Origin of the sequence: Marinobacter oulmenensis (genome assembly GCF_014201735.1) — a bacterium.
Taxonomy (GTDB): Bacteria; Pseudomonadota; Gammaproteobacteria; order Pseudomonadales; family Oleiphilaceae; genus Marinobacter; species Marinobacter oulmenensis.
Genome location: NZ_JACHFE010000004.1, coordinates 374,052 through 397,801, shown reverse-complemented (window position 1 = coordinate 397,801; position 23,750 = coordinate 374,052). Strand labels below are relative to the sequence as shown.

24 protein-coding genes are annotated in these 23,750 nt (G+C 60.2%); 11 read left to right on the top strand and 13 right to left on the bottom strand.

All coding sequences use genetic code 11. The features are described from left to right. Positions 1–37: 37 nt before the first annotated feature. From minE to HNR38_RS10125, 4 genes are all read right to left on the bottom strand, one after another. Complete coding sequence (gene minE / locus HNR38_RS10140) at positions 38–289, bottom strand: cell division topological specificity factor MinE (RefSeq protein WP_183703287.1); 252 nt, start codon at positions 287–289, stop codon at positions 38–40. A 3-nt stretch (positions 290–292) separates the two neighbouring features. Continuing rightward, positions 293–1,105, bottom strand: coding sequence for a septum site-determining protein MinD (gene minD, locus HNR38_RS10135; protein ID WP_183703284.1), 813 nt, complete (start codon positions 1,103–1,105; stop codon positions 293–295). Between the two features lie 62 nt (positions 1,106–1,167). Then, on the bottom strand, positions 1,168–1,911 hold the full coding sequence (gene minC / locus HNR38_RS10130) for a septum site-determining protein MinC (protein WP_183703281.1): 744 nt from the start codon (positions 1,909–1,911) through the stop codon (positions 1,168–1,170). A 23-nt stretch (positions 1,912–1,934) separates the two neighbouring features. After that, positions 1,935–2,297, bottom strand: coding sequence for a HopJ type III effector protein (locus HNR38_RS10125; protein ID WP_183703278.1), 363 nt, complete (start codon positions 2,295–2,297; stop codon positions 1,935–1,937). A gap of 131 nt (positions 2,298–2,428) precedes the next feature. On the opposite strand from HNR38_RS10125, the gene dinB reads away from it, so the two are divergent. Next, positions 2,429–3,493, top strand: coding sequence for a DNA polymerase IV (gene dinB, locus HNR38_RS10120; RefSeq protein WP_183703275.1), 1,065 nt, complete (start codon positions 2,429–2,431; stop codon positions 3,491–3,493). Positions 3,494–3,500: 7 nt separating this feature from the next. Here dinB and HNR38_RS10115 read toward each other — a convergent pair whose 3' ends face one another. Then, the gene (locus HNR38_RS10115; RefSeq protein WP_183703259.1) at positions 3,501–4,058 is read right to left on the bottom strand and encodes a phosphatase PAP2 family protein; all 558 of its coding nucleotides are present in this window, start codon (positions 4,056–4,058) and stop codon (positions 3,501–3,503) included. After that, entirely contained in the window at positions 4,024–5,232 is a 1,209-nt protein-coding gene (locus HNR38_RS10110) for a glycosyltransferase family 4 protein (RefSeq protein ID WP_343068280.1), read from the bottom strand. Before HNR38_RS10110 ends, HNR38_RS10115 begins: the two co-directional genes overlap by 35 nt. Positions 5,233–5,355: 123 nt before the next feature. Here HNR38_RS10110 and HNR38_RS10105 point away from each other — a divergent pair, with 123 nt between their 5' ends. From HNR38_RS10105 to HNR38_RS10095, 3 genes are read left to right on the top strand one after another with little or no spacing between them, the layout of a single operon-like run. Then, positions 5,356–6,393, top strand: coding sequence for an NADP(H)-dependent aldo-keto reductase (locus HNR38_RS10105; protein WP_183703253.1), 1,038 nt, complete (start codon positions 5,356–5,358; stop codon positions 6,391–6,393). Positions 6,394–6,438: 45 nt separating this feature from the next. Beyond that, entirely contained in the window at positions 6,439–8,652 is a 2,214-nt protein-coding gene (locus tag HNR38_RS10100; RefSeq protein WP_183703250.1) for an acetyl-CoA hydrolase/transferase C-terminal domain-containing protein, read from the top strand. Further along, positions 8,652–9,128 carry an FKBP-type peptidyl-prolyl cis-trans isomerase gene (locus tag HNR38_RS10095; RefSeq protein WP_183703248.1) on the top strand — a complete coding sequence of 159 codons (477 nt, stop codon included), beginning with the start codon at positions 8,652–8,654 and terminating at the stop codon, positions 9,126–9,128. Before HNR38_RS10100 ends, HNR38_RS10095 begins: the two co-directional genes overlap by 1 nt. Here the strand turns inward: HNR38_RS10095 and HNR38_RS10090 are convergent. Further along, positions 9,046–9,930 (bottom strand): lysophospholipid acyltransferase family protein, encoded by an 885-nt coding sequence (locus tag HNR38_RS10090; protein ID WP_183703245.1) that lies wholly within the window; start codon positions 9,928–9,930, stop codon positions 9,046–9,048. The two genes, HNR38_RS10095 and HNR38_RS10090, sit on opposite strands and share 83 nt — an antisense overlap. Beyond that, positions 9,927–10,682: a GNAT family N-acetyltransferase gene (locus HNR38_RS10085; protein ID WP_183703242.1), complete on the bottom strand. Its 756-nt coding sequence runs from the start codon at positions 10,680–10,682 to the stop codon at positions 9,927–9,929. The genes HNR38_RS10090 and HNR38_RS10085 overlap by 4 nt, the downstream gene beginning before the upstream one ends. A 226-nt stretch (positions 10,683–10,908) precedes the next feature. On the opposite strand from HNR38_RS10085, the gene HNR38_RS10080 reads away from it, so the two are divergent. After that, positions 10,909–11,643, top strand: a complete 735-nt coding sequence (locus HNR38_RS10080) for a response regulator (RefSeq protein WP_183703238.1) — start codon at positions 10,909–10,911, stop codon at positions 11,641–11,643. Between the two features lie 53 nt (positions 11,644–11,696). Then, complete coding sequence (locus tag HNR38_RS10075) at positions 11,697–13,262, top strand: ATP-binding protein (protein ID WP_183703236.1); 1,566 nt, start codon at positions 11,697–11,699, stop codon at positions 13,260–13,262. A gap of 32 nt (positions 13,263–13,294) precedes the next feature. Here HNR38_RS10075 and HNR38_RS10070 read toward each other — a convergent pair whose 3' ends face one another. Together HNR38_RS10070 and argF are read right to left on the bottom strand one after the other, a co-directional pair. Next, a complete protein-coding gene (locus HNR38_RS10070) occupies positions 13,295–14,365 on the bottom strand; it encodes an ABC transporter ATP-binding protein (protein WP_183703233.1) in 1,071 nt (356 codons plus the stop codon). A 3-nt stretch (positions 14,366–14,368) separates the two neighbouring features. Beyond that, entirely contained in the window at positions 14,369–15,283 is a 915-nt protein-coding gene (gene argF, locus HNR38_RS10065) for an ornithine carbamoyltransferase (RefSeq protein WP_183703229.1), read from the bottom strand. Positions 15,284–15,486: 203 nt separating this feature from the next. Here argF and grxD point away from each other — a divergent pair, with 203 nt between their 5' ends. After that, the gene (grxD, locus tag HNR38_RS10060) at positions 15,487–15,813 is read left to right on the top strand and encodes a Grx4 family monothiol glutaredoxin (RefSeq protein WP_183703226.1); all 327 of its coding nucleotides are present in this window, start codon (positions 15,487–15,489) and stop codon (positions 15,811–15,813) included. A 56-nt stretch (positions 15,814–15,869) separates the two neighbouring features. On the opposite strand, the gene HNR38_RS10055 is transcribed toward grxD, so the two are convergent. The 3 genes from HNR38_RS10055 to HNR38_RS10045 all read right to left on the bottom strand — a co-directional run bounded on the left by HNR38_RS10055 (position 15,870) and on the right by HNR38_RS10045 (position 20,429). After that, entirely contained in the window at positions 15,870–18,080 is a 2,211-nt protein-coding gene (locus tag HNR38_RS10055; protein ID WP_183703223.1) for a DUF1631 domain-containing protein, read from the bottom strand. Between the two features lie 149 nt (positions 18,081–18,229). Beyond that, positions 18,230–19,543 carry an HlyC/CorC family transporter gene (locus HNR38_RS10050; protein WP_183703220.1) on the bottom strand — a complete coding sequence of 438 codons (1,314 nt, stop codon included), beginning with the start codon at positions 19,541–19,543 and terminating at the stop codon, positions 18,230–18,232. 79 nt (positions 19,544–19,622) lie between these two features. After that, positions 19,623–20,429 (bottom strand): cytochrome C assembly family protein, encoded by an 807-nt coding sequence (locus tag HNR38_RS10045; protein WP_183703216.1) that lies wholly within the window; start codon positions 20,427–20,429, stop codon positions 19,623–19,625. 182 nt (positions 20,430–20,611) lie between these two features. Here HNR38_RS10045 and ffh point away from each other — a divergent pair, with 182 nt between their 5' ends. The 4 genes from ffh (at position 20,612) to trmD (ending at position 23,718) form a co-directional block, all read left to right on the top strand. Continuing rightward, on the top strand, positions 20,612–22,009 hold the full coding sequence (gene ffh, locus HNR38_RS10040; protein WP_183703202.1) for a signal recognition particle protein: 1,398 nt from the start codon (positions 20,612–20,614) through the stop codon (positions 22,007–22,009). Between the two features lie 164 nt (positions 22,010–22,173). Continuing rightward, a complete protein-coding gene (gene rpsP / locus HNR38_RS10035; protein ID WP_183703200.1) occupies positions 22,174–22,413 on the top strand; it encodes a 30S ribosomal protein S16 in 240 nt (79 codons plus the stop codon). A 28-nt stretch (positions 22,414–22,441) separates the two neighbouring features. Next, positions 22,442–22,969, top strand: a complete 528-nt coding sequence (gene rimM / locus HNR38_RS10030) for a ribosome maturation factor RimM (RefSeq protein WP_183703198.1) — start codon at positions 22,442–22,444, stop codon at positions 22,967–22,969. Positions 22,970–22,971: 2 nt separating this feature from the next. After that, complete coding sequence (trmD, locus tag HNR38_RS10025; RefSeq protein ID WP_183703194.1) at positions 22,972–23,718, top strand: tRNA (guanosine(37)-N1)-methyltransferase TrmD; 747 nt, start codon at positions 22,972–22,974, stop codon at positions 23,716–23,718. The last annotated feature ends 32 nt before the right edge of the window (positions 23,719–23,750 follow it).

Genomic DNA, 23,750 nt, shown 5'->3' with positions numbered 1-23,750 from the left:
GGCCGCTCGTCATCCATGTCAGCCCGATAATATCGGGCTATTTTTCCGGCAGTGTTACATTCAACTCCAGTACCGAACAGCTGTCATTGCGGTCCACTTCCACCTGTACCATGTCGTCACTGATCTGGACGTACTTGCGGATCACCTCCAGCAGTTCCTGCTGAAGCTGTGGCAGGTAGTCCGGCTGGGCGCGCTGACCGCGCTCATGGGCCACGATGATCTGCAGGCGCTCCTTGGCAACGCTGGCACTGGGGGTTTTCTTGCTACGGAAGTAATCGAGGAAACTCATTCCTTAGCCTCCCTTGAACATCCGTGAGAAGAAGCCTTTCTTCTGCGCGTTGAGGAAGCGGTGTTCCCGGTCTTCTCCGAGCAGGCGGGCAACCGCATCGTCGTAGGCCTGGCCGGCATCGCTCTGTTCTTCCAGTATCACTGGCATGCCCTGGTTGGAGGCGTTGAGTACCACCTGGCTTTCGGGAATCACGCCCAGCAGGGGGATGGCGAGTATTTCCTCCACGTCCTGCACCGACAGCATTTCGCCTCTCTCAACCCGTTGGGGGTTGTAGCGACTGAGCAGCAGATGTTCCTTAACCGGGTCCAGCCCGTTCTCAGCGCGCCGGGACTTGCTCTGCAGGATGCCCAGAATGCGGTCGGAGTCGCGCACCGAGGAAACTTCGGGATTGGTCACCACGATAGCCTCATCGGCATGATAGAGGGCCATCAGGGCGCCGTGTTCGATACCCGCCGGGGAATCGCAGACGATGTAGTCGAAGGTTTCGGCCAGTTGGTTGATCACCTTCTCGACGCCTTCCGGGGTCAGGGCTTCTTTTTCCCGGGTCTGGGAGGCCGGCAGGATGAACAGGGTATCGACCCGCTTGTCCTTGATCAGGGCCTGGTTCAGTGTGGCTTCGCCCTGGATGACGTTGACGAAGTCGTACACCACCCGGCGTTCGCAGTTCATGATCAGGTCCAGGTTACGCAGGCCCACGTCGAAATCGATAACGACGGTTTTATGCCCGCGTTTGGCCAGGCCGGTACTGATCGAGGCGCTGGTGGTGGTTTTGCCAACGCCGCCTTTTCCTGAGGTAACGACTATGATTCTAGCCAAAATTCGCTTCCTGTTTCGCAGTGGATTCGTCGTGTCTTCGGATGTTGCTGGCTGTCACAACATCAGGCCTTGTCCAGTGGCGTTACCACCAGCAGGTCGTCCTTGAGCTGGATCTGCACGGCGCCTTTCCAGCCACTGTCCTGAAGATCTTCGGAGATTTTATAGTGTCCGGCAATGGACACAAGCTCTGCTTCCAGCGACTGGCAGAAAATACGGGCATTTTCACTGCCATTGACCCCCGCCAGTGCCCGGCCCCGCAGCGGGCCGTATACGTGAATGTTGCCGGCCGCCAGGATCTCGGCCCCGGCCTGCACCGGCGCAAGCACCACCAGATCGCCATCCGGCGCGTGGATCTGCTGGCCGGAGCGGACTGGTTGGGTCACATAACGGGCCTCCGGGGGCTGGTTGCCTGTAGACACCTCAGTTTCTGGCGCAGGCTCCTCTGGCTGAGCGTTCTCGCTCTGGTCCCTCTGGCTGCCAGCGGGAAGGATGGCCAGGGATGCCCCCCGGGCCAGTCGGCGCTGATCATCGGTACGCGCCCGGACGCCGATGACGTGGATATTGTGGCGGCGGCAGGTACCGATGAGCTTGAAAAAATCGAGTTCGCTGTCCAGACCCTCGTATTTATCGAGGCTGACGATCAGGGGAATGTCCTTGAAGAAGCCTGGCGCCTGGCTGATTTTCTCCCGCAGGTTGGCTTCAAATTCGTCGTTGTCAAAGTAGTAAAGCTCAAGTGCCGTCAGCGACACGCTGGCACTTTTCAACTGGAAACTCTGTTTGATCCCGGTAGTGGCGGTATCGCTCATGGATCGGTGTCTTCCCTGGTGTGTTACTGGGTGATGGTTGTTTTGGGCCGCAGTGGCTGGTCGTCAAACCGGATGCCAGACCAGCCGGTGGTGATGAACTGGCGTATATTGCCATGGCTGTCACCGGCGGGCTCATCCAGCACCTGCTGATAGTGCTGGGCGAACAGGCTCAGGGTATCCGCCTCGCTCAGGTTGCAGTACTGACCCAGGGCAAAGACCCGGCAGGAACCGGCATTTTCGCCCGCTTCGTTGTACAGCGGGCCATTGGCAAAGGACGTCGGCTGGACGTCAAAATGCTGCTCGACAAGCGCAAGGGTATCATCGAAATCCGCATGGCCGGCCCGGAGAGACGCCAGGTGAATTCGCACCGCCTCATTGATGTTCATTGGTCAGGATCCTGTCAGTGCCGGAAGCCGTTGCCTGGCCGCTCCAGCGTGGGAACTCCTGACATTCTCGGCATGTTGGCATAAGATACAAGGCTGTATGAATGTACATATTTTAATGTGAGTGGGTGCGGATGTCCCAGCGCAAGGTAATCCATGTTGACTGCGACTGCTTTTACGCCGCCGTGGAGATGCGGGACGACCCGTCATTGCGGGAGGTGCCGCTGGCCGTCGGAGGCACAGAAGGTCGCGGCGTGGTCAGTACCTGTAACTACCGTGCCCGGGCGTTTGGCGTGCGTTCCGCCATGCCGGGCAGTGAGGCGCGTCGCCTGTGCCCGGGGTTGGTGACGGTGCCGGTGGACATGAACCGCTACCGGCAGGTGTCCCGGCAGGTTATGGACATCCTGCGGGATCTGACGGACCTGGTGGAACCGTTGTCCCTGGATGAGGCCTTTCTGGATGTTTCCGACATCACCGACTTCCGGGGCAGTGCCACGCTGATGGCCCGGCACCTGCGTGAACGGGTGCGGGAGGAGGTGGGCATTACCATCTCCGCCGGCGTTGCCCCCAACAAGTTCCTGGCCAAGATTGCCAGCGACTGGCAGAAACCGGACGGGCTGTTCGTGATCACGCCGGACGAGGTGCCGGCCTTTGTGAATGCCCTGCCTGTTGAGAAGCTGTTCGGTGTGGGCCAGGTGACCGCTGGCAAGTTGCACGACCTGGGCGTAAAGACCTGTGGCGACATGAAGGCACTCGGGGCGCCGGCGCTGGTGGAACGTTTCGGCAAGCAGGGCTACCGGCTGTTCGAAATGGCCCATGGTCGGGACGAGCGGCCGGTGGTGGTCTCGCGGGTGGCGAAATCGGTCAGTGTCGAGCGGACCTTCTCCCAGGACCTGCCAGACAAGTCTGCCTGTGAAGCAGTGATGCCGGCGCTGGTGAGTGATCTGAGCCGCCGCCTGTCCCGCAAGGGCCAGCACAAACCCATCCACAAGCTGTTTGTGAAAATCCGCTACAGCGATTTTTCCACCCATACCCTGGAGCGGGTCCGGGATTCGTTTGACGCCCCTGGCGCCGAGGATTACCAGCCCCTGCTGGACGACCTGATCACCCAGGAGGCGCGGCCGGTCCGGTTGCTGGGTGTGGGTGTGCGCTTTCGCAATGATGAGGCGCCGGTCACCCAGTTACGGCTGTTCGACTGATTTTCAGTTACGCCAGCCCGCTGGACAGCAATGACATCGAAAGCCAGCCCATGGTGCTGCCGATGATGGCGCCGGCAGCCACGTCTGAAGGGTAGTGCAGCCCCAGTACCACCCGCGAGGCCACCACTGAAAGTGTGAATGGCAGGACAGCCCAGGCCATTGCTGGCAGGCCGATAAACAGCATGGTCTGAAAGCAACTGGCATGGAGCGTATGGCCGGAGGGGAAGCTGTAACGGTCCAGCGGTGGCGTGGCACAGTCGATGGCCGGGAAGGAAATGAACGGGCGCTCCCGTATCAGCCAGCGCTTCAGGGTTTTGTAGGTCAGGGTGCAGGTCAGCCCGGTGAAGGTCATCAACAGGGCCAGGGCATAGCCCACGGCGGGGGCCAGTATTGGCAACAGCAGGATCAATCCGTACCAGAACCAGCCGTCCCCCAGCCGACTCACCACCCGGAAATAACCCAGCACCGGCCGGAACCTTACGGCCCGGTTGAGGGCCTGGCAGAAGGCCAGTTCCCGCTGGTCTGCCCGCTCAAAAAAGCGAGACGCTCTGTTTGTTGATGCCATGATGTCGAGCCTTTGCAGGGGTGTTGAAGACCAGTTGTTCGAACACTTCGATCTGGCTGTCCCAGGTCTGGTCCAGGGCGTCCAGCCGGGCCTGGCTTCGGACACGGTTCAGTAGCGAGGGCTGGTCGGCCAGCCGGATGGCGTGAGTGATAAAGGCCTCGTCGTCATCCACCGCGGCCTTGACGCCGTTCTCGTCGTGCCGGAGGTGTTCACCGGCGGCTGCGTCATCAAACGCCACGGTGCCCAGTCCGCTGGCCATGGCTTCCATGACCACGTTGCCGAAAGTGTCGGTTTTACTGGGGAACAGGAAGATATCCCCGGAGGCATAGTGGCGGGCCAGGGCTTCGCCTTTCTGAACGCCGCAGAAGTGGTATTCCGGGTGTCTTTCCTGCAGTTGCCGGCGCAGAGGGCCATCACCCACGAGCACGAAGCGGGCACCCGGGTGGAGACCGCGAATGCGCTCGAAGCAGGCCACCGCCAGCTGGATGTTCTTTTCCGCCGCCAGGCGCCCCACATACAGCACCGCCCTGTCATCCGGGCCCAGCCCCCAGTGTTCACGCAGTGAGGTATCCCTGCGCTGCGGGCAGAAGCGGCGGCAGTCGACACCGCGGCTCCAGAGCCGGGTGTTGGTGATACCCATGGCCCGTGTGGCCGTCTGCATCTGCAGGGTAGGAACCAGGGTCAGGTCGGTCCGGTTATGAAACCAGCGGCCATAGCTTCTGAGTATGCGCTCGAACATGCCCAGCCCGTAATACCCCGAGTAGCTGTGAAAGTTGGTATGAAAGCCGGAGAAAACCGGAAGGTTCAGCCGCTTCGCCGCCAGAGTTGCAGCCACACCCAGAGGCCCCTGGGTAGCGACATAGACCGCGTCCGGTCGGCGGTTTCGCCATTGGCGGACCAGGCGGCCAGGACGGACAAGGCCAAAGCGGAGTTCGCTGTAGCCCGGCAGGGGCAGGCCGGTGACAACCTGGTGGGGAATGCTGCTGGCGGCCTCGGCCTGTCCTCGCTCCCCGCGTTGCCGTGGCCGGATCACGGAGACCTGGTGGCCGCGCGCGACCAGCCCCTCGCAGAGATGCTGGAGGGTGTTGGCAACACCATTGATTTCCGGCGGAAATGTCTCGGAAACAATGCTAATGTGTTGGCGACGCCGTTCGTTATGCGGGGCTGTGGTCACGCTGGGTCCTGAAGCTTTCTGTGTCATGCCCTCACTATGGGAAAGGGCCGTGACAGAGCCACGACAGCTTCATGACATTGCGATGACAGCTGCCGGCATTCGCTTTCAACTCGAGGAGATCGCATGCAGACCCGGAAACTGGGAACCACCGATATCGATGTCAGCCTGATCTGCCTGGGCACCATGACCTGGGGCGAGCAGAACACCGAGCAGGAAGCCTTCGAACAACTGGACTACGCCACCGGTGCGGGTATCAACTTCATTGATGTCGCCGAAATGTATCCGGTACCGCCGCGGGCGGAGACCCAGGGCCAGACCGAGGCCTGTCTGGGCAACTGGCTGGCCCGCCGCGGGCGCCGGGACGATCTGGTGCTTGCCAGCAAGGTGGCCGGCCCGGGCAATGGTCTGAGTTACCTGCGGGGCGGGCCGCGACTGACCCGCGATCATATCCGTCAGGCCTGTGAGGACAGCCTTCGCCGCCTGCAGACCGATTACATCGATCTGTATCAGGTGCATTGGCCCGACCGCAGCGCGAACTTTTTCGGCAAGCTGGGCTATCGCAAGAACCCGGACGAGACCATGACGCCCATTGAGGAAACCCTGGAAGCCCTGGATGGTCTTGTAAAGGAAGGCAAAATCCGCCACGTCGGCATTTCCAATGAAACCCCCTGGGGAACGGCCGAGTACCTGCGGCTGTCACGGGAAAAGGGCTGGCCGAGAGTGGCCTCCATCCAGAACCCCTACAACCTGCTTAACCGTTCCTTTGAGGCCGGGTTGGCCGAGTTTGCCCATCGCGAGAGTACTGGCCTGCTGGCCTACTCCCCGCTGGCGTTCGGCATGCTCACTGGCAAGTACCTCGGGGGCAAATGGCCCGAGAAAGCCCGCCTGACCCTCTATGAGCGCTTCAGCCGCTACACCACCGAACGCGCCATGGAAGCCACCCGCGCCTATGCCGATCTGGCCCATCAGCATGGCCTGACGCCGACCCAGCTGTCCCTGGCCTGGGTGAACAGCCGGGAGTTCGTGACCAGCAACATCATCGGCGCCACCAGCATGGAACAACTCCGGGAGAACGTCGGTTCGGCGGAGATTACCCTGAGTCAGGGCCTGATCGATGCCGTGGAGGCCATCCACGCGGAATTTACCTATCCCTGCCCGTAAAGGGCCGCCCGGGGACTGGCATCAACAACGGTTCAGGAGCCAGGAATGGCAAAGAGCACTGACAAACGCCGGGACAACCCGGAAGATTGTGTCGATCGGGTGATAGAGCGGGTCGGCAAGAACATCACTCTTGGCCTGCCGCTGGGTCTGGGCAAGCCCATCCGCTTTGTGAATGCGCTGTATCAACGGGCCTGCCAGGACCCCGAGATCCAGTTGCATATCGTCACGGCGCTGTCCCTGTTGGCGCCGGAAGGGTCGTCTTCCCTGGAGAAACGGTTCATGGCGCCGTTTGCCCGCCGTCTTTACGGCAACATCCCGGAGCTGGCCTATGCCCGGGATGTCAGCCGTAACCGGCTGCCGGATAACGTCACGGTCTCGGAGTTTTTCTTCAAGGCGGGCAGCTATCTGAATAACGAGAGTCAGCAACGGCATTACGTCTGCACCAACTATACCCATGCCGTGCGTGACCTGCTGGCCATCGGGGTGAATGTTGTGGGCCAGATGGTGTCGCCGGGCGAGAACCATGGTTGTCCGGGGCAGGTGAGCCTGAGCTGCAACCCGGACCTGTCACTGGACATATTCCCGCTGCTGCGGGAAAAGGAAGCCCGGGGCACGCCCGTGGCGCTGATGGCGGAAATGAACGCCAGCCTGCCCTGGCTGGGGAATCATGCTGTCATTGCCGAAGACGACTTTGATGTGGTTCTGTCGGACCCGGCCTCGGACTACCCGCTGTTTTCCGCTCCGCAAATGTCGGTCAGCCCGGCCGACCACCTGATCGGCTTTTACGCCAGCGCCCTGCTTCGCGACGGCGGTACCCTGCAGGTGGGTATTGGCTCGCTCGGTGTTGGCCTGGTTCAGAGTACCATTCTCCGTCATCACCGGAATCCCCTCTGGCGGGCTTTGTACGATCACCTGCAAGTGGCTGAACAGTTTCCTGTGGCGGCCGAATGCGGAGGCACCGAGCCTTTTGAGGTTGGCCTTTATGGCTGCAGCGAAATGATGGTGGACGGTTTCCTGTACCTGATGCAGGAAGGCATCCTGACCCGCGAAGTCTTCGGGGACGCCGGCCTCCAGCGGCTGGTCAATGAAGGCCGTCTGACGACCGAACCGAGCCTGGAGATGCTGGATGTGCTGGTCGGGGAGGGGCTGATCGACCCGGTGTTGCGCAACCGGGATGTGCTCTGGCTGCTGGAACACGGGATCCTCCGCCAGGGTGCGGCGCTCGAACAGGACGGACTCCGGCTGGCAGACGGCGACGGGGTATCGCCGGATATCACCGACCCCCGGACCCGCAAGGCCCTGACAGAAGGCGGGCTCGGTGAGCGGTTGTCCGGTGGCTGCGTCATGCATGGCGGCTTCTACGTGGGGCCGGAACGATTCTACCAGGCGTTGCGTGACCTGCCGGAAGAACAGCGCCGGAAAATCTGCATGACCAGCGTGGGCTTTATCAACCAGCTATACGATCACGCCTACGGTGACCAGAAACTCAAGGTCGCCCAGCGGGCCCATGGCCGTTTTATCAATACCGCCATGATGTACACCCTCGGTGGTGCAGCTGTGTCCGATGGCCTGGACGACGGCCGTGTGGTCAGCGGTGTGGGCGGGCAGTACAACTTTGTGGCCATGGCCCATGAACTGCCGGGTGCGCGATCAATCCTGGCACTGAGGGCCACGCGGCAGTCCGGTGACAACACCGAATCCAACATCGTGTTCAATTATGGCCACTGCACCATTCCCCGCCATCTACGGGACATTGTCATTACCGAATATGGCATTGCGGACCTCCGAGGGCAGCCTGACGAAGAGGTCTATCTGCGCCTGATCCGGATTGCCGATTCGCGTTTTCAGGAGGAACTGCTGGCCCGGGCGCAGAAGGCGGGCAAGGTCAGCCGGGATTTCTGTCTGCCGGCTCACTGGCGAAACAACACGCCGGAGGCGGTGCGCAAGGCTCTGGCGATCGTCGATGATCCGGACGCTTTCCCGGCTTTCCCGTTCGGCCGGGATTTTACCGACGAGGAACTGACGTTGGGGAAAGCCCTTAAGGGGCTGGCCGCCGCATCGGCCACCCGCCGTGGTAAACTCTCGCTTCTCTGGCAGGCCCTGCGGGCGAAAGACGAGGATGAGCGTTATACCGCCCTGCTTGAACGTATGGGGCTGCGCAATCCGCGTGGGCTCCGTGACCGGCTTGATCGCAAGCTGGTAATCCACGGTCTGCAAACACTCGAATCCCGGAAAGCAACAGGAAACCAGACACACTGATGCAAACCGATACCGAATCCCCGAAACCTGAAGTCTTCACCGTCCACTACGTGCTCAAGAACCGTATTGGCGAACTGGTGGATACCTCCGAGGGCAGCGAACCCCTGCATTTCCTTTATGGCAGCCCCGAAATTATCGAGGGCATCCAGAAAGCGGTTATCGACCGCAAGGTGGGCGATTGCCTGGAAGTGACCGTGCCGCCGGAAATGGCCTATGGCGAATACCGTGAAGAACTGGTGCGCAAGGTGCCCCGGTCGCTGTTTGAGGGCGTGGAAAAACTGGAGGTGGGAATGAAATTCCAGACCAACTCCGGTGACGAGGCCCAGGTCGTTCAGGTTGTCGGGATTGACGGCAACCTGGTGAAAGTGGATGCCAACCATCCGCTGGCCGGCTTCACCCTGTATTTCGACCTTGAGATTGTCGGACGCCGGGATGCGACGGAAGATGAGATAACCCAGGGCCGTCCGCTGTTCTGATCCGTGGCTTTACCGGTGGGTCATAGCGGCCGGCATGAATGTCGGCCAGGCCCCGGCTGATTACCTGCTGCACCTGTTGGGTCAGTTCCGCTGCGGTCTGGCCGGGCTCGGCCAGCACCGGCTCGTGGTAAACAATCTCGATCCGGGTGGGGGCCTTTTTCAGCAGGCGCCAGAGGTGGCCCTGGAAGGTGTCATCGCCGATGAAGGGAGCCAGTGCGTCTGAGCGCAGGTCCCGCCGGTAGCCGATGGTGACCGGTTGGATCGGGACACCTGCCGCCCCGGCAGTGCTCATCAGCAGACCATGCATGGGCAGTACGGCGATGCCGCTGCTGGTGGTGCCCTCCGGGAAAATCACAATCGATTCGCCCTGCTCAAGCCGGTGGATGATGTTCTCCCGAACGGCCCTGGCCTGGCGCGCGCCCCGCTGGATAAACAGGGTGCCGCCCTGGCGTGCCAGCCAGCCAATGACCGGCCACCTGGCCACCTCCGATTTGGACAGAAAACGCAGAGGCTGAATGCTGCCCAGGGCCGGGATGTCGATCCAGCTGATGTGATTGGCGATGAACAGGGCATTGCCGCCATCGGACAGTTGACCATGTACCGTTATCTGCCAGCCCATGGCCCGGCCGACCAGCCGGAAGCTGCGGCAGGCCCAGATGTCCCGCTCGACTGGCTGAGACCGGAACAGGTCAACCAGTCGCAGGGCCACTGCCAGCATACAGGTCACAAGAAGCCCTGCCAGGAAAAGTGCCAGTCGGGCGGCGGCCCGTGCCAGCTCAGTCAGCGCCCTGAGCGCGTTCATGACCGATCCCGCAGGAAGTGCCGGCTGTAGCGGGCGGTCAGGCGATCCACCTCAAGCAGCACCAGCAGGTCGGCACAGCGGAACTCCGGGTCCCAGCAGGGTTCACCGCACACCTTGGCGCCCAGGCGCATGTAGGCTCGGATCAGCGGCGGGATGCTCTCGTCCTTATCGGTCTCGGGGAACGCCAGGTGGGGCAGGGCCCGTTTGGGAGTGACCCGGAACTCCGGTTGTGACAGGTGGCTTCTCTGTAGCTGGCGGGCGATGCGCCAGGCCCGTGAGCCGCCATCCGCCATGGAAATGCTGGCGCAGCCGATCAGGTAACTGACGTTGCGTTCGGCCAGGTAACCTGCCAGTGCGTTCCAGAGCAGGGATATGGTACCGCCGTTACGGTAATCCGGGTGCACACAGGTACGGCCCAGTTCGGCCACAATGCCGGGCAGTTTGTCCAGGGCGCTGAGATCGAACTCACCGGTGGAGTAGAAGCCGCCCACGGCGTTGCGGTTGTCCTGATGCAGGATGCGGGTGGTGGCGACCAGCGCCCCAGTATCGGCGTCGGTGACGGTCAGGTGGTCGCAGACGGTATCGAATGCATCGGCATCGATGCCCGGCTCAGCGGCGCCCAGGTCGCTGCCGTATTCCTCGGAGAAGACCCGGTAGCGCAGTCGCTGCGCGTTCCGGATCTGATTCGGGCAGCGGGTCAGTCCGGTGATGAGGTTTCTTCCCTTACGAGGTTGTGCAGTCTGTGCGGTCATGGCTTGGCCTCTTGTTCGTTTACAGGACCAAGGCTATGAACCGGGTATGACAGAGGGGTGACCGGGTGGTGACAGGTCGGTGACAGCTGGATTGGTATTCACCGGCCGTAACCGGGCGACACTTTCCTGCATATTTCGGAACACCATGTATAATTGCCGTTACTTAACGTTGCATGTATGGTCAACGGACACCCGGCACAACGAATACGGACGATAAACACCAGAGATGGATGGCGTGGAACAAACAAGCGAAAGTTGGCGAATCCTGATCGTGGAGGATGATGAGCGTCTGGCGGACCTCACCCGCGAATACCTTGAAAGCAATGACCTGACGGTCGCCCTGGAAACCCATGGCGGTTCGGCCGTGGAGCGCATCCGGAACGAACAGCCGGACCTGGTGGTGCTCGACCTCATGTTGCCGGGTGAGGACGGCCTGTCCATCTGCCGTCGTGTCCGGCCATTTTACGATGGCCCGATCATCATGCTGACCGCCCGGACTGACGATCTGGATCAGGTGCTGGGTCTGGAAATGGGGGCGGATGATTATATCTGCAAGCCGGTTCAGCCCAGGGTGCTACTGGCCCGGATCCGGGCCCTGCTCCGGCGTCTCAAACCGGCTGTAGTGGAACCGGCGCCTGCCGCCGAGGAGGAGCCGGTACGCCTTCAGTTCAGTGATCTGGTGGTGGACCGTGCGATGCGCGAAGCCTGGCTGGAAGATGCAAGCATTGATCTCACCAGTGCCGAGTTTGACCTGTTATGGCTTCTGGCCAGCAATGCCGGTCGCGTGCTCAGCCGGGAGGAAATCTTCACGGCACTGCGCGGTATTGAGTATGACGGCCAGGATCGCTCCATTGATGTCCGGGTGTCCCGGATCCGGCCGAAAATCGGCGATGATCCCATTCACCCGCGCCGGATCAAGACGGTCCGCAGCAAGGGGTACCTTTTCGTCAGGGAAGCCTGACGTTTCCGTCCGGGCCGCTCCGGCCCGGGTGGCTGGCAACCGGGGTTGGGCCCATGTCCCTGAAGTTCTTCCTGAAAATATACGTGCGCCTGGCCCTGATCGGAGTCACGGTGGTGCTGGTGTGCTGGGCTCTGTTTGCGGGTATCAACTCCGCCCGGGAAAAAATCTGGCATGAACAGGCAGCCGCGCCGCTGATGCGATGGCTGGCCTCGGACCCGGAGCCGCTGGCCCGTTATCACTGGATGCGCTCCCTCTTTGGCCTGAGTGTCAGGTCACCTTCCCAGCTCGATCTTTCGCCGGTGATGCTCGAGCGGCTGGACTATGGCCAGGTTGTTGGCGAGACGGCTGTTGCCGGTTACCGGTATCACGCGCTGGCAAATGACGGTCATGTGGTCAGCCTCCATCTGGATCAGCCATACCGGGATATTGCCCGGGCCTCTGCCCTGATCGTCCGCTGGCACCTCGACAATACTTCAGGTCACGCTCGTCTGGCGATTGCCTCGGATATCGGCAGAGCGCTGAACCTTCAACTGGTTGCCATCCAGAACCCGGGGCAGTTGCCCGATCAGGCCATTCTGGACAGTCTGGGGGACCAGCCCCTGGTGATTTTTGGTGACCGCCGGCAGGCCCGTGTGCTGCTGCGGCTGGCGGATGGAGAGCTATGGATGCTGACCCCACCGGAGGCCTTTGATCCCTGGGGCTGGCCGATTCTGCTGATGCTGGTCATTGTTCTGGGAGGCGTCCTGGCGCTGGGGCTCTATATGGGGCTGCAGCAGATTGATACCCACATGCGCAGGGTGGAGTCGGTGGCTATCCGCATTCGCCGGGGGGAGATGGGGGCCCGGGTGGATTCCGACGATGGCTCCCCGGTCTCGCGGCTGGCGGCATCCTTCAACAGCATGGCCGAACACATCCAGCGGCTGGTGGAGGTACAGCGGGAGATGATCCACGCGGTTTCCCATGAGCTGCGCACCCCTGTTGCCCGCATCCGTTTCGGGGTGCAGATGGTGGAGTCGGCGTCCTCGCCCGAGGCGCTGGAGAAACAACTGCGTGGTATCGATGGTGATATTCAGGAGCTGGATGAACTGATCGATGAGATCCTGACCTACGCCCGGCTGGAGCAGGGAGGGCCGGTGTTCAGCCTGCAGGAATCATCGGTACCCGATATCGTCGCTCAGGTGGTTTCGGAGCAGGGGCTGATTCGTGAGGGTGTACGGATCGAAACCCGGATTGATGACTGCCCGGAAGCCCCGGCGATGGCGGATATGGAACCTCGTTATATCCACCGGGCCTTGCAGAACCTGGTGGGAAATGCGGCCCGTCATGCCTCCGGGCGGGTGATTGTGCGCTGCCACCTGGATGAGGAGAACTGCCGGATTGATGTCGAGGACGACGGGCCGGGCATTCCGGAGAAAGACTGGGAGCGGGTATTCACCGCGTTTGCCCGACTGGACGACAGTCGCACCCGGCAATCCGGCGGTTATGGCCTGGGCCTGTCCATTGTCCGCCGGATTCTCTACTGGCATGGCGGCCAGGCTTTCGTCAGTCGTAGCAATGAGCTGGGCGGGGCGCGGTTCAGCCTGGTCTGGCCAAGGCACAGCCTCGGGGGCGCGGACTGAGTCACCAGAGCCCCGGGGCCGGGAAGGTTGATTCAGGCTGTGCGTTCGAACGCAATGAGGTGATCCGCGTCCACCCGCACCGGCACCTGTTCGCCCACATGGAAGTCCAGGTGGCTACGGAAAAGGGCCTCGAACTCGGTATCTTCAGAGCAGCGGAACCGGTAAAGCGTGGACGTGCCGGCAAAGGTTTTTTCGACCACCCGGGGCCTGAGCTGTGACTGTTCATCAAACACGATGTCGTCCGGGCGGATCAGTATGTCCACCAGCGTACCCGGTTGCCAGTTATAGGCGCGGTTGCCATGAATCGTGCCCAGCTCTGACTCGATGGTGTCCGGCCCCAGAGCTGTACCAGGGATAAAGCTCCCTTGCCCCACAAAACTGGCCACAAACCGGTTCGAGGGTTCGTGATAGAGGTTGTAGGGGACATCCCACTGCTGGACCTGACCATCTTTCAGTACGGCGACTTGATCGCACATGGCGAAGGCTTCCTGCTGGTCGTGGGTTACCAGGATGGCGCTGATGCCCAGGGTCTTGAGGATGTCCCGTACGTCGAGACTCAGGCGCCGACGCAGATCCGTATCCAGATTTGAGAAGGGCTCATCCAGCAGGATCAGAGTCGGCTCCGGTGCCAGGGCCCGAGCCAGTGCGACCCGCTGCTGCTGACCACCTGACAGCTGATGGGGGTAACTGTCAGCAAGATCCTGCAGATGCACCAGGTTAAGCAGTTCAGTGACCTTCTGGCGTCTTTCCGGTTTGCTGAGGTTTTTGAGGCCAAAGCCCACATTCTCGGCAATGGTCATGTGGGGAAACAGCGCGTAATCCTGAAAGACCATGCCGATCCGGCGTTTCTCCGGCGCCAGCGAGCGACCAGGCAGGCTGATCGCCTGACCCTGCAACCGGATTTCCCCCTGGCTCAGTGGCAGGAAACCCGCCAGAGCCCGAAGGATCGTACTCTTGCCGCAGCCGCTGGGCCCCAGAAGACAGCCGATATCCCCCTGACTCAGGGCCAGGTTGATGTCCCGGACCACGGAGTCACCGCCGTAACCACAGGAGAGATTATTGACTTCCAGCAGCCAGTCAGTGGAGGGCGTCGTCGCGGCCATGACTCAGTCCAGACGGTTGAGAATGAGGAATTCGAGCAGTGCTTTCTGGGCGTGCAGGCGGTTTTCTGCTTCATGCCACACCACGGAACCGGGATGCTCCATCATGTCTGTGGAAATTTCCTCACCACGGTGAGCCGGCAGGCAGTGCATGAACAGGGCGTCCGGATCGGCCTGGGCCATAAGAGCCGGGTTGATCTGGTAGTCCCTGAAGGCTTTCTCCCTGGCCCGCTGCTCGTCTTCCTGCCCCATGGAAGCCCAGACATCCGTGACCAGCAGGTTGGCGCCTGTGGCGGCTTCCTGCGGGGAGCGGAACAGGGTGACCCGGTCATCATGGCGCTCAAGCAGTGCCTGATCCGGCTCATAACCTTCCGGGCAGGCGACATTCAGGTGAAAATCGAACTGGCTTGCGGCATTGATGTAGGAATGGCACATATTGTTACCATCGCCAACCCAGGTCACCGTGGCGCCCCGGATACTGCCCCGGTGTTCCCGGTAGGTCTGCATGTCGGCCAGCAACTGACAGGGATGGAAATCGTCTGTCAGGGCGTTGATCACCGGCTTGCTGGAGGCAGCGGCGAAACGGTCTACGGTATCGTGAGCAAAGGTGCGGATCATGACGGCATCGACCATGCTCGATATCACAATGGCCGAATCCTCGATGGGTTCACCCCGCCCCAGTTGGGTGTCCCGGGGGGAGAGGAACATGGCTGAGCCGCCGAGTTGGGTCATGCCGGCTTCAAAGGAGACACGGGTCCGGGTTGAGGACTTTTCAAAGACCATGGCCAGAACCCGGTTTTTCAGGGAATCGCGGGTGTTACCGGCGTGCCAGTCCTTGCGGAGTTTGGAGGCATGGTCCAGCAGATCTTCGAGTTCGCTGGTACTCATGTCGTTCAGTGTCAGAAAGTGTCGTACTGCCATGAAAGGCCCCTTCAGGAAAACGCCGCAACGGTTGAAAATGAAAGGGGATCAAGTCTAGCCCGTCAACCTTGTGAAGACAACGCCACAGGGGAGGGATGTCCGGAGTCAAGTTCAGTGGTTTGGTTCGGGGTGAAACGGACGTGTACAATAACTGGCAAGAGCCGTCCGCGGCGTTCGCGATATTTATTCAGAGGTGCATGTTCATGGACATCAATGAAACCATCAAGAGCCAGCTTGAAGAGAACCCGATCATCCTCTACATGAAGGGTTCTCCGCAGGCTCCCCAGTGTGGCTTCTCGGCCCGCACAGTGCAGGCGCTGATGGCCTGTGGCGAGCGCTTTGCGTTCGTTAACATTCTGGACAATCAGGAACTGCGCGAGGCGCTGAAAGTCTACTCCAGTTGGCCAACCTATCCGCAGCTGTACATTAATGGTGAGCTGGTCGGTGGCTGCGACATCATTATGGAGATGTCAGAGAGTGGCGAGTTGGCCACCATGGTGAAAGAAGCGGCAAAGCAGGCTGAAGCCTGATTTGACCGTCGGCCGCGCGGGAACCCTTCGCGCGGCCCGATTTGGCCCCACCCGGTTCAGGCGCTGTGGGCCCGTAGGTTACCCACCACAGCGTTCAGCGCTCGGTCAATCAAGGCCCCCTGTTCCAGTAGCGTCAGGCGGCCTTTTCGCATTTCGTGGGCCAGTTCGGTCCGTGTTTTCTCGATAACCTTCAGCCCCATACGGTTCACGAAAACGAAGCAGTCCGCTTCCCGGATAATGGCTGACAGCTTGCAGCGGAAGCTTGTTCCGTTGACCAGCCGGAATTCCACCCAGTCGCCAGTGTTCAGCCTGTCAATCTGGCTCATGAATTCCGCAATGGCTGCGTCGTCATCGCCATTCGGTTCAGTGGTAGGCTCTGTTTCGGGCCCTGGAGGCTCGGCTCTGGTCTCGTCTCGGGGTTGTATGGCTGACCGTGTGCGGAAGGCTCCAGCCAGCTCATGCTTGAGAGAGGCCATGACCTCGTCCAGACGGTTGGCGTTATAGGAGACTTCTTTCAGGCCTGCGCGAAGGGTTTTCAGCAGTCCGGGCACAACCCGCACCCACTGGTCCCGTTCCTCGTCGTCTTCGTGAGGGTGGAGGCACCATATCAGATCATCGACGACCTTCACGGTTTCAGTCCAGCGGTGGTCGGCATCATTACGCAGATAGGCCAGGAACATGACCCGACTCCAGCCGTTCATCAGTATGTCCTGAACGGATTCCGGTAGTTGGTAAGGTGCCGTTTTTTCCTGGAGTATGCTGTCGACCTCCTCCTGGGCCTTGCGGGACTTGATGCGGCCCCGTTCAGACTCACGGGTTCGCTGTTCCACCAGGGATGCCTTGCGATTCTCCCGCTCCAGGTACTGTTCAAACTCGCGATTAAGGGTTTCGAACAGTTCAATGTCGCCGTCAAACTCGTTCAGTATCCGGTGCACGATGTTATGGATCTGGTTGTAGAGTTTGTCCCGGGCCTTTTCGTCGCTGCTGCTCCAGCCGATGCCGGCCCTGGCCAGGGAGTTGAGCAGCTTGCGTGCCGGGTGGCCGGAGCGGCTGAAAAAGCTCTTGTCCTTGATGACCACTTTCAGAACCGGGATCTGCAACCGGCTGATCAGAACCTGTACCGGCGCCGACAGGTTGTAGTCATCCAGAATGAATTCGAACAGCATGGAGACCAGGTTGATCAGGTCCTCGTCTTTCTCCTCGAGGGCGGGGCTGGTATTGCCCGATCCGGTCTGTTGTTGTGCCAGCAACTGCCGGACCAGCTGTTCCAGGTCCAGGGTGATGGGTTCGCCCTCGCTCAGGTCGCCGGACTCCGGGAGTGAATGCCTGGCATTCAGTGCGGTGATCACCGAGGCCAGTTCCTGGCTGTTTACCACCCGCACAGACGGATCCTGATGGCGGGAGGCCCGGCCGTTGTTGGCTCTCTGGTGGGCCAGAATCTGCTGGATCTGTTCAAAAAGGGCGCTGTCTTCTGCTGCGGTTTCGGCGCGCTGCCCCGGGCTGACGGTGGTCGTGCCACGGCCTGTTTCCGACGGTGTCGCCTGTGGCTTGCTGACACTCTGTTGACCGGTTTTACCCTGGTAACGGAAATTGGGAACGATGCCGGCCTGGGTCAGAATGCGGTTGGCTTCATCCAGTAACATGCCCAGATTGGAGACCACATACCGGTCAAACTGTTTGAGAACGATCAGTCGCTCCCGGATCTGGATGTCGAGAGACTGGATCGCCTCGCTGAAAGCCCGGCAAAGATGCTCCGGTGCCATGGGATTGACCGGCGCGGTATCAGAGGCGTCCGGATAGACAGCGCTGAATCGGGCCTGCAGTTGGATTAAAGGTCCCTGGAAATGGGCGTTGGCCTTGGTGATCATGGCATTCAGCGCTACCTGCTCTTCCAGATCGTCGTTGTCCAACAGCGAAAGGCTGTCCGGGCTGGCGGTTCTGGTGGCTGTTTCCTGATTGAGATTACCCGTCGCCGGTGGTTTGACAAATAGACGGGAGGTAGCGGTCTGGAACTGGCGCTCGATACCCTTGCGCTTGATGCGGATCTCCCGCATGGCCTCAAAGTACCGGTTCTGCTCGTTGTTGCTGCGGGCGTTATTGGCCAGCTCAAAGAGCGAATCGTCCACGGCGTCAAAAGCACCCTGCAACAGATCACCCAGGCTCGCGATCACGGTATCGCGAATCCGAACGACCTCCTGCGGCACATTCCGGCCATCGGCGGCTTCCCTGTGCTCGCTAAGGTAATGTATGCCGGACTGTTTGTTCATGGCCGACTCCTGTTTACGCCTCAACCGGATACATGACCGAGCCTGCTGCTGTTAATGCTGTTCTGATTATTGATCAAATTTAGCGCATTTCATCTGGAATTGACACTGCAATTGGCAAACCTGAGACAGGGTTCCTGTCGACAGGCTGATCAATCCCGGTTTTCGGTTTCCGTGGCCTGTGCCGCCTCGGGTCTCGGGGGGCGGAGGTGGATTCTGGGGTGGACAATAGCCGCCTTGACCACGTTGTCCTTAATCTGAAGAACTTCGATGCGGTGATCGCCGACTTTCAGGCAGACGTTGGTGTCCGGAATGTTCTCTAGTGTCTCGGTGATCAGGCCGTTGAGGGTTTTGGGGCCGTCGGTGGGCAGCTTCCAGCCGAGAGTTTTGTTGATGGTGCGCACCGCAGCACCACCGTCGATGATGTAGGTGTCGTCATCCTGGGGAATGATGTCCGGCGAGGTGGCAGCGTAGTCCGTGGTGAACTCACCGACGATTTCTTCAAGAATGTCTTCCAGTGTCGCCAGGCCCAGGACATCGCCGTATTCATCCACCACAATGCCAAAGCGGCGCTTGCCCTTCTGGAAATTCAGCAACTGGGTGTTCAGGGCCGTGCTTTCCGGTATGAAGTAGGGTTCCTGGCAGAGCTGGATGATCATTTCCTTGGTGACTTCCTCTTCGCGCAGCAGGCGAGCAATGCTGCGCAGATGAAGCAGGCCCTCAATGTTGTTGATGTCGCCCCGGAACACCGGCAGGCGCGTGTGCTGGCTGCTGCGCAGCTGCCGCAGGATGGTGTCGGTATCGTCGTCCAGATCGATCCCGATGACGTCGTTACGGGGAACCATGATGTCGTTCACTGTCACTTTTTCCAGATCCAGGATGCCCACCAGCATGTCCTTGTGGCGTGCCGGGATCAGGGCGCCGGCTTCGTTGACCACGGTGCGCAGTTCTTCCCGGCTCAGGTGGTCTTCTGCCGCCTGGGAGGAGGAAATGCCGAGCAGGCGCAGTATCGCGGAGGTGAACAGGTTGACGGACCAGACCAGCGGATAGAGCAGTTTCAGCAATGGCCCGAGCACGTAGCTGGCAGGAAAGGCAATCTTTTCCGGGAACAGGGCTGCCAGGGTTTTGGGGGTCACTTCCGCGAAGATCAGGATGACAATGGTCAGCAGGATCGTGGCGATGGCGATTCCGGCATCACCCCAGACCCGGATGGCGATAACCGTGGCGATCGAGGAGGCCAGGATGTTGACGAAGTTATTGCCGATCAGGATGACACCAATGAGCTGATCGGTCCGGTTAAGCAGTCCCTGTGCCCGGCGCGCGCCTCGGTGCCCGGTCTTCGCCATGTGTTTCAGGCGGTACCGGTTGAGCGACATCATGCCGGTTTCGGAGCTTGAGAAAAAGGCTGATAGGGCAATCAGGGCGACGAGCAGAATGAACAGCGCGGTCAGCGATGTTTCGTTCAAAAGAGGTGTCCTTTTATGGCGGTCGACTCAGGAAAATAGGGTTTCGGGACGAGGACTGTCAAGTGGCTGGCGCGGGGCGTCAGCCGCCCCGGTGAAACACCAGTTCCAGGACGAACTTGCTGCCGTAGTAGGCGATCATCAGCAGCAGGCAGCCGGCGAGAGTCCAGCGGCTTGCGGTCACGCCGCGCCAGCCTTTGGTGTAGCGGCCAACCAGCAGGGCCACGAAAACCACCAGGGACAACAGGGAGAATACGGTTTTGTGGGCCAGATCCTGGGCAAACAGGTCATGGATGAACAGGGCACCGGTGACAATGGCCAGTACCAGCAACACGACACCGGCCCAGAGCATCTCGAACAGCAGCGACTCCATGGTTTGCAGGGGCGGAAGGTTGCGCACAAGGGGGCTGTTGTAATTGTGTTTCAGCTGGCGGTTCTGCAGGTTCAGCAGAATGGCCTGGATGGCGGCGAGGGTGAACAGGCTGTAGGCCGTTACTGACAGAGCGATGTGTGACAGCACACCATAGCTCTGGTCTGGCACGAGCCTGGAGGGTGTGTGTGTGGTCAGCGCCATGACGATGGTGATCGCCGCGATCGGGTAACCGGCCAGGAACAGGCTGCCAACCGGTTTAGTGAGATTCAGTCCCAGAAGCAGGAAGACCACTAGCCAGGAGATCAGTACCGAGCTCTTGAAAAAGCTGAGGTCAAAGCCGCCGTGAAGGTGGACTGTCTGGGCGATGAGCAGGCCATGGGCGATCAATGCCAGAACGCCGATCAGGGTGGTGATGGCCAGGTTGGTATGCACCCGCCCCCGGAAATGCAAAGCCTGCAGTGCCGTGCCGACGCTGTACAGGAAAAGAGCAGTAACCGCGAGAATCAGCGTTCCCATGACGTCCTTTTTTGTGGCTGAAAAATGAAAGCAGGTACGCGTCTGATCAGATTTGAACCGATCGGTCGTTTCAGAGGCTCCTTAGTCTGGTTATAATGTCGCGATTATGCAACAGGAATCAAGCGGCCCGGTTGGCCTTCTTGACCTGTATGAACAATTTCTCCGGGGTACGGAAGAGCACTATGTTTGAAAATCTCCAGGATCGGTTATCCGGCAGTTTGCGCAAGATTTCCGGTCAGGCGCGACTGACCGACGACAATATCAAGGACACGCTGCGTGAAGTGCGCATGGCGTTGCTTGAGGCCGACGTCGCGTTGCCGGTGGTCAAGGATTTCATTGCGGGTGTTCGTAAGCGGGCCATCGGTCAGGAAGTCCAGCGCAGCCTTACGCCGGGCCAGGTCTTCGTCAAGGTTGTCCAGCAGGAGCTGGAGCGGGTCATGGGGGATGGCAGCGAAGCCCTCAACCTGGCGACCCGTCCGCCTGCCGTGATCATGATGGCGGGTCTGCAGGGCGCCGGTAAAACCACGACGGTTGCCAAGCTGTCCCGTTACCTTAAAGAGCGTGAGAAGAAATCGGTGATGGTGGTGAGTGCGGACGTCTATCGTCCGGCGGCCATCAAACAGTTGGAAACCCTGGCCGGTGAAGTGGAGGCGGAATTCTTCCCCAGCACCACCGAGCAGGACCCGGTCGATATCGCCAATGGCGCCATTGAGGCTGCCCGTCGAAAACACGTGGACGTGGTGATTCTCGATACCGCCGGTCGTCTGCATGTCGATGAGGACATGATGGGAGAGATCGGTCGCCTGCACAAAGCGGTGAACCCGGTCGAAACCCTGTTTGTGGTTGATGCGATGACCGGTCAGGATGCGGCCAATACCGCCAAGGCGTTCAATGATGCCCTGGCCCTGACCGGTGTGGTTCTGACCAAGACCGATGGTGATGCCCGTGGCGGTGCGGCACTGTCTGTGCGTCATATTACCGGCAAGCCGATCAAGTTCCTGGGTATTGGTGAGAAAACCGATGCCCTGGAGCCCTTCCATCCGGATCGGGTCGCCTCCCGCATTCTGGGCATGGGCGATGTGCTCTCCCTTATAGAGGAAGCGGAACGCAAGCTGGACCACAAGAAGGCCCAGAAGCTGACCAAGAAGATCAAGAAGGGCAAAGGCTTTGATCTCGAGGATTTCCGCGACCAGTTGCAGCAGATGAAGAAAATGGGTGGTATCGGGGGCATGCTCGACAAACTGCCCGGTGGTATGGGGCAGATGGCCCAGGCGGCCCAGCAGCAGGTCAACGACAAGTCCATCGGGCGGATGGAAGCCATTATCTGCTCCATGACGCCCAAGGAGCGCCGTTATCCGGACTCCATCAATAATTCCCGCAAGCGCCGGATCGCCACCGGCTCGGGCACCCAGATTCAGGATGTGAACCGTCTGCTCAAGCAGCACAAGCAGATGTCCAAGATGATGAAGAAGATGGGCAAGAAGGGTGGCATGGCCAACATGATGCGCGGCATGGGTGGCATGATGCCGCCGGGCGGCGGCGGTGGAGGCGGTGGCATGCCACCGTTTGGGCGTATGTAAAAAGCCTTATGCGGAAAATGGGGAACCTGCGCGTTTCCCTGTTTTCATTGGGGCTTTTTTGGCATAGAATAGCGCCCCTTTCGAGTATGGGTCTTCCCGTAAGCCGCATTTCAGGTGCCGGGAATCGTACAAAGTTTGCACAACAGAACAGGATATTGGTCGAAATGGTAACAATCCGTTTGGCTCGTGGTGGCTCCAAGAAGCGCCCGTTCTACCATCTGACAGTCGCTGACAGCCGTAACGCCCGTAACGGTCGTTTCATCGAGCGTGTCGGTTTCTTCAACCCGATTGCCCGCGGCCAGGAAGAGCGCCTGCGTGTTGACCGTGATCGCGTCAACTTCTGGCTGGAGCAGGGTGCACAGACATCCGAGCGTGTTGCGCAGCTGCTGAAGACGGCTGAGTAATCGCATTCAGTAACCGGGGTTTGCAGGCATGACACAGCATTCGCAGGAAACTGTGATCGGCCAGGTTACCTCGGTGTTTGGGGTCAAGGGATGGCTCAAGGTCTATTCCTATACCGATCCCAGAGAGGGAATACTGAACTACCGTCACTGGACGCTGGTTCTGGACGGCAAGCGTATTCCCGCAAAGCTTGAAGATGGTCGCCGCCAGGGGCAGGGGATCGTCATCAAGCTTAAAGGTGTAGATGATCGTGATCAGGCTCGTGCCTATGGCGGCGCGGAAATCCGGGTTGCCACTGAGGCGTTGCCGGAGCTGCCCGAAGGGGAGTTTTACTGGCATCAGCTCGAGGGTCTCGAGGTGGTCACGGTTGAAGGTGAGAATCTGGGAAAGGTTCATCACCTGATGGAAACAGGTTCCAATGACGTTCTGGTGGTCCGGGCAGCAACCGGGTCCGTTGACCAGCGTGAGCGTCTGATTCCGTATCTGCCGGATCAGGTGGTGAAGGAAGTGGATCTCCAGTCCTCCCGCATGGTGGTTGACTGGGATCCGGAGTTCTGACCGTGTGGATAGGCGCAGTCAGTCTGTTTCCGGACATGTTTTCGGCAGTGACGGATTATGGCATTACCGGGCGAGCGGTTCGTGAAGGTCTTCTGACTTTCCAGAGCTGGAATCCCCGGGAATTTACCCACGACCGTCACCGTACCGTGGATGACCGGCCTTATGGCGGCGGCCCCGGCATGCTGATGAAGATTCAGCCGCTGAGGGATGCCATTCATGCGGCCCGGGCATCGGCACCCGGCAAGGCCTGTGTGGTCTATCTGTCGCCACAGGGCGAAAAACTGGATCAGTCCGTGGTTGAATCTCTGGCCACTGAACAACAGCTGATTCTGGTTGCCGGTCGTTATGAAGGTGTTGATGAGCGCCTGATAGCGGCGGAAGTCGACCGGGAAGTGTCGCTGGGGGATTTTGTCCTGTCCGGCGGCGAACTGGCGGCCATGGCCGTAATTGATGCGGTTACACGCCTCATCCCCGGAGCGCTGGGTCATGCGCAGTCAGCGGAGCAGGATTCCTTTGCTGACGGTTTGCTGGATTGTCCGCACTACACCCGGCCCGAAGTATACGAAGGTCAGGCGGTGCCGGAGGTTCTCTTGGGCGGTCACCATGAACAGATCCGGCGTTGGCGATTGAAGGAATCGTTGAGGCGAACCCGGGAGCGACGCCCCGACCTGCTGGAACAGCGGGAATTGTCGGAGGAAGAGCGTCGGCTTCTGGAAGAAATTATGAATGAACCGGGTGCCACTGAGTGATCAGGGCATTGATAGATTGGGTATCAGGAGCA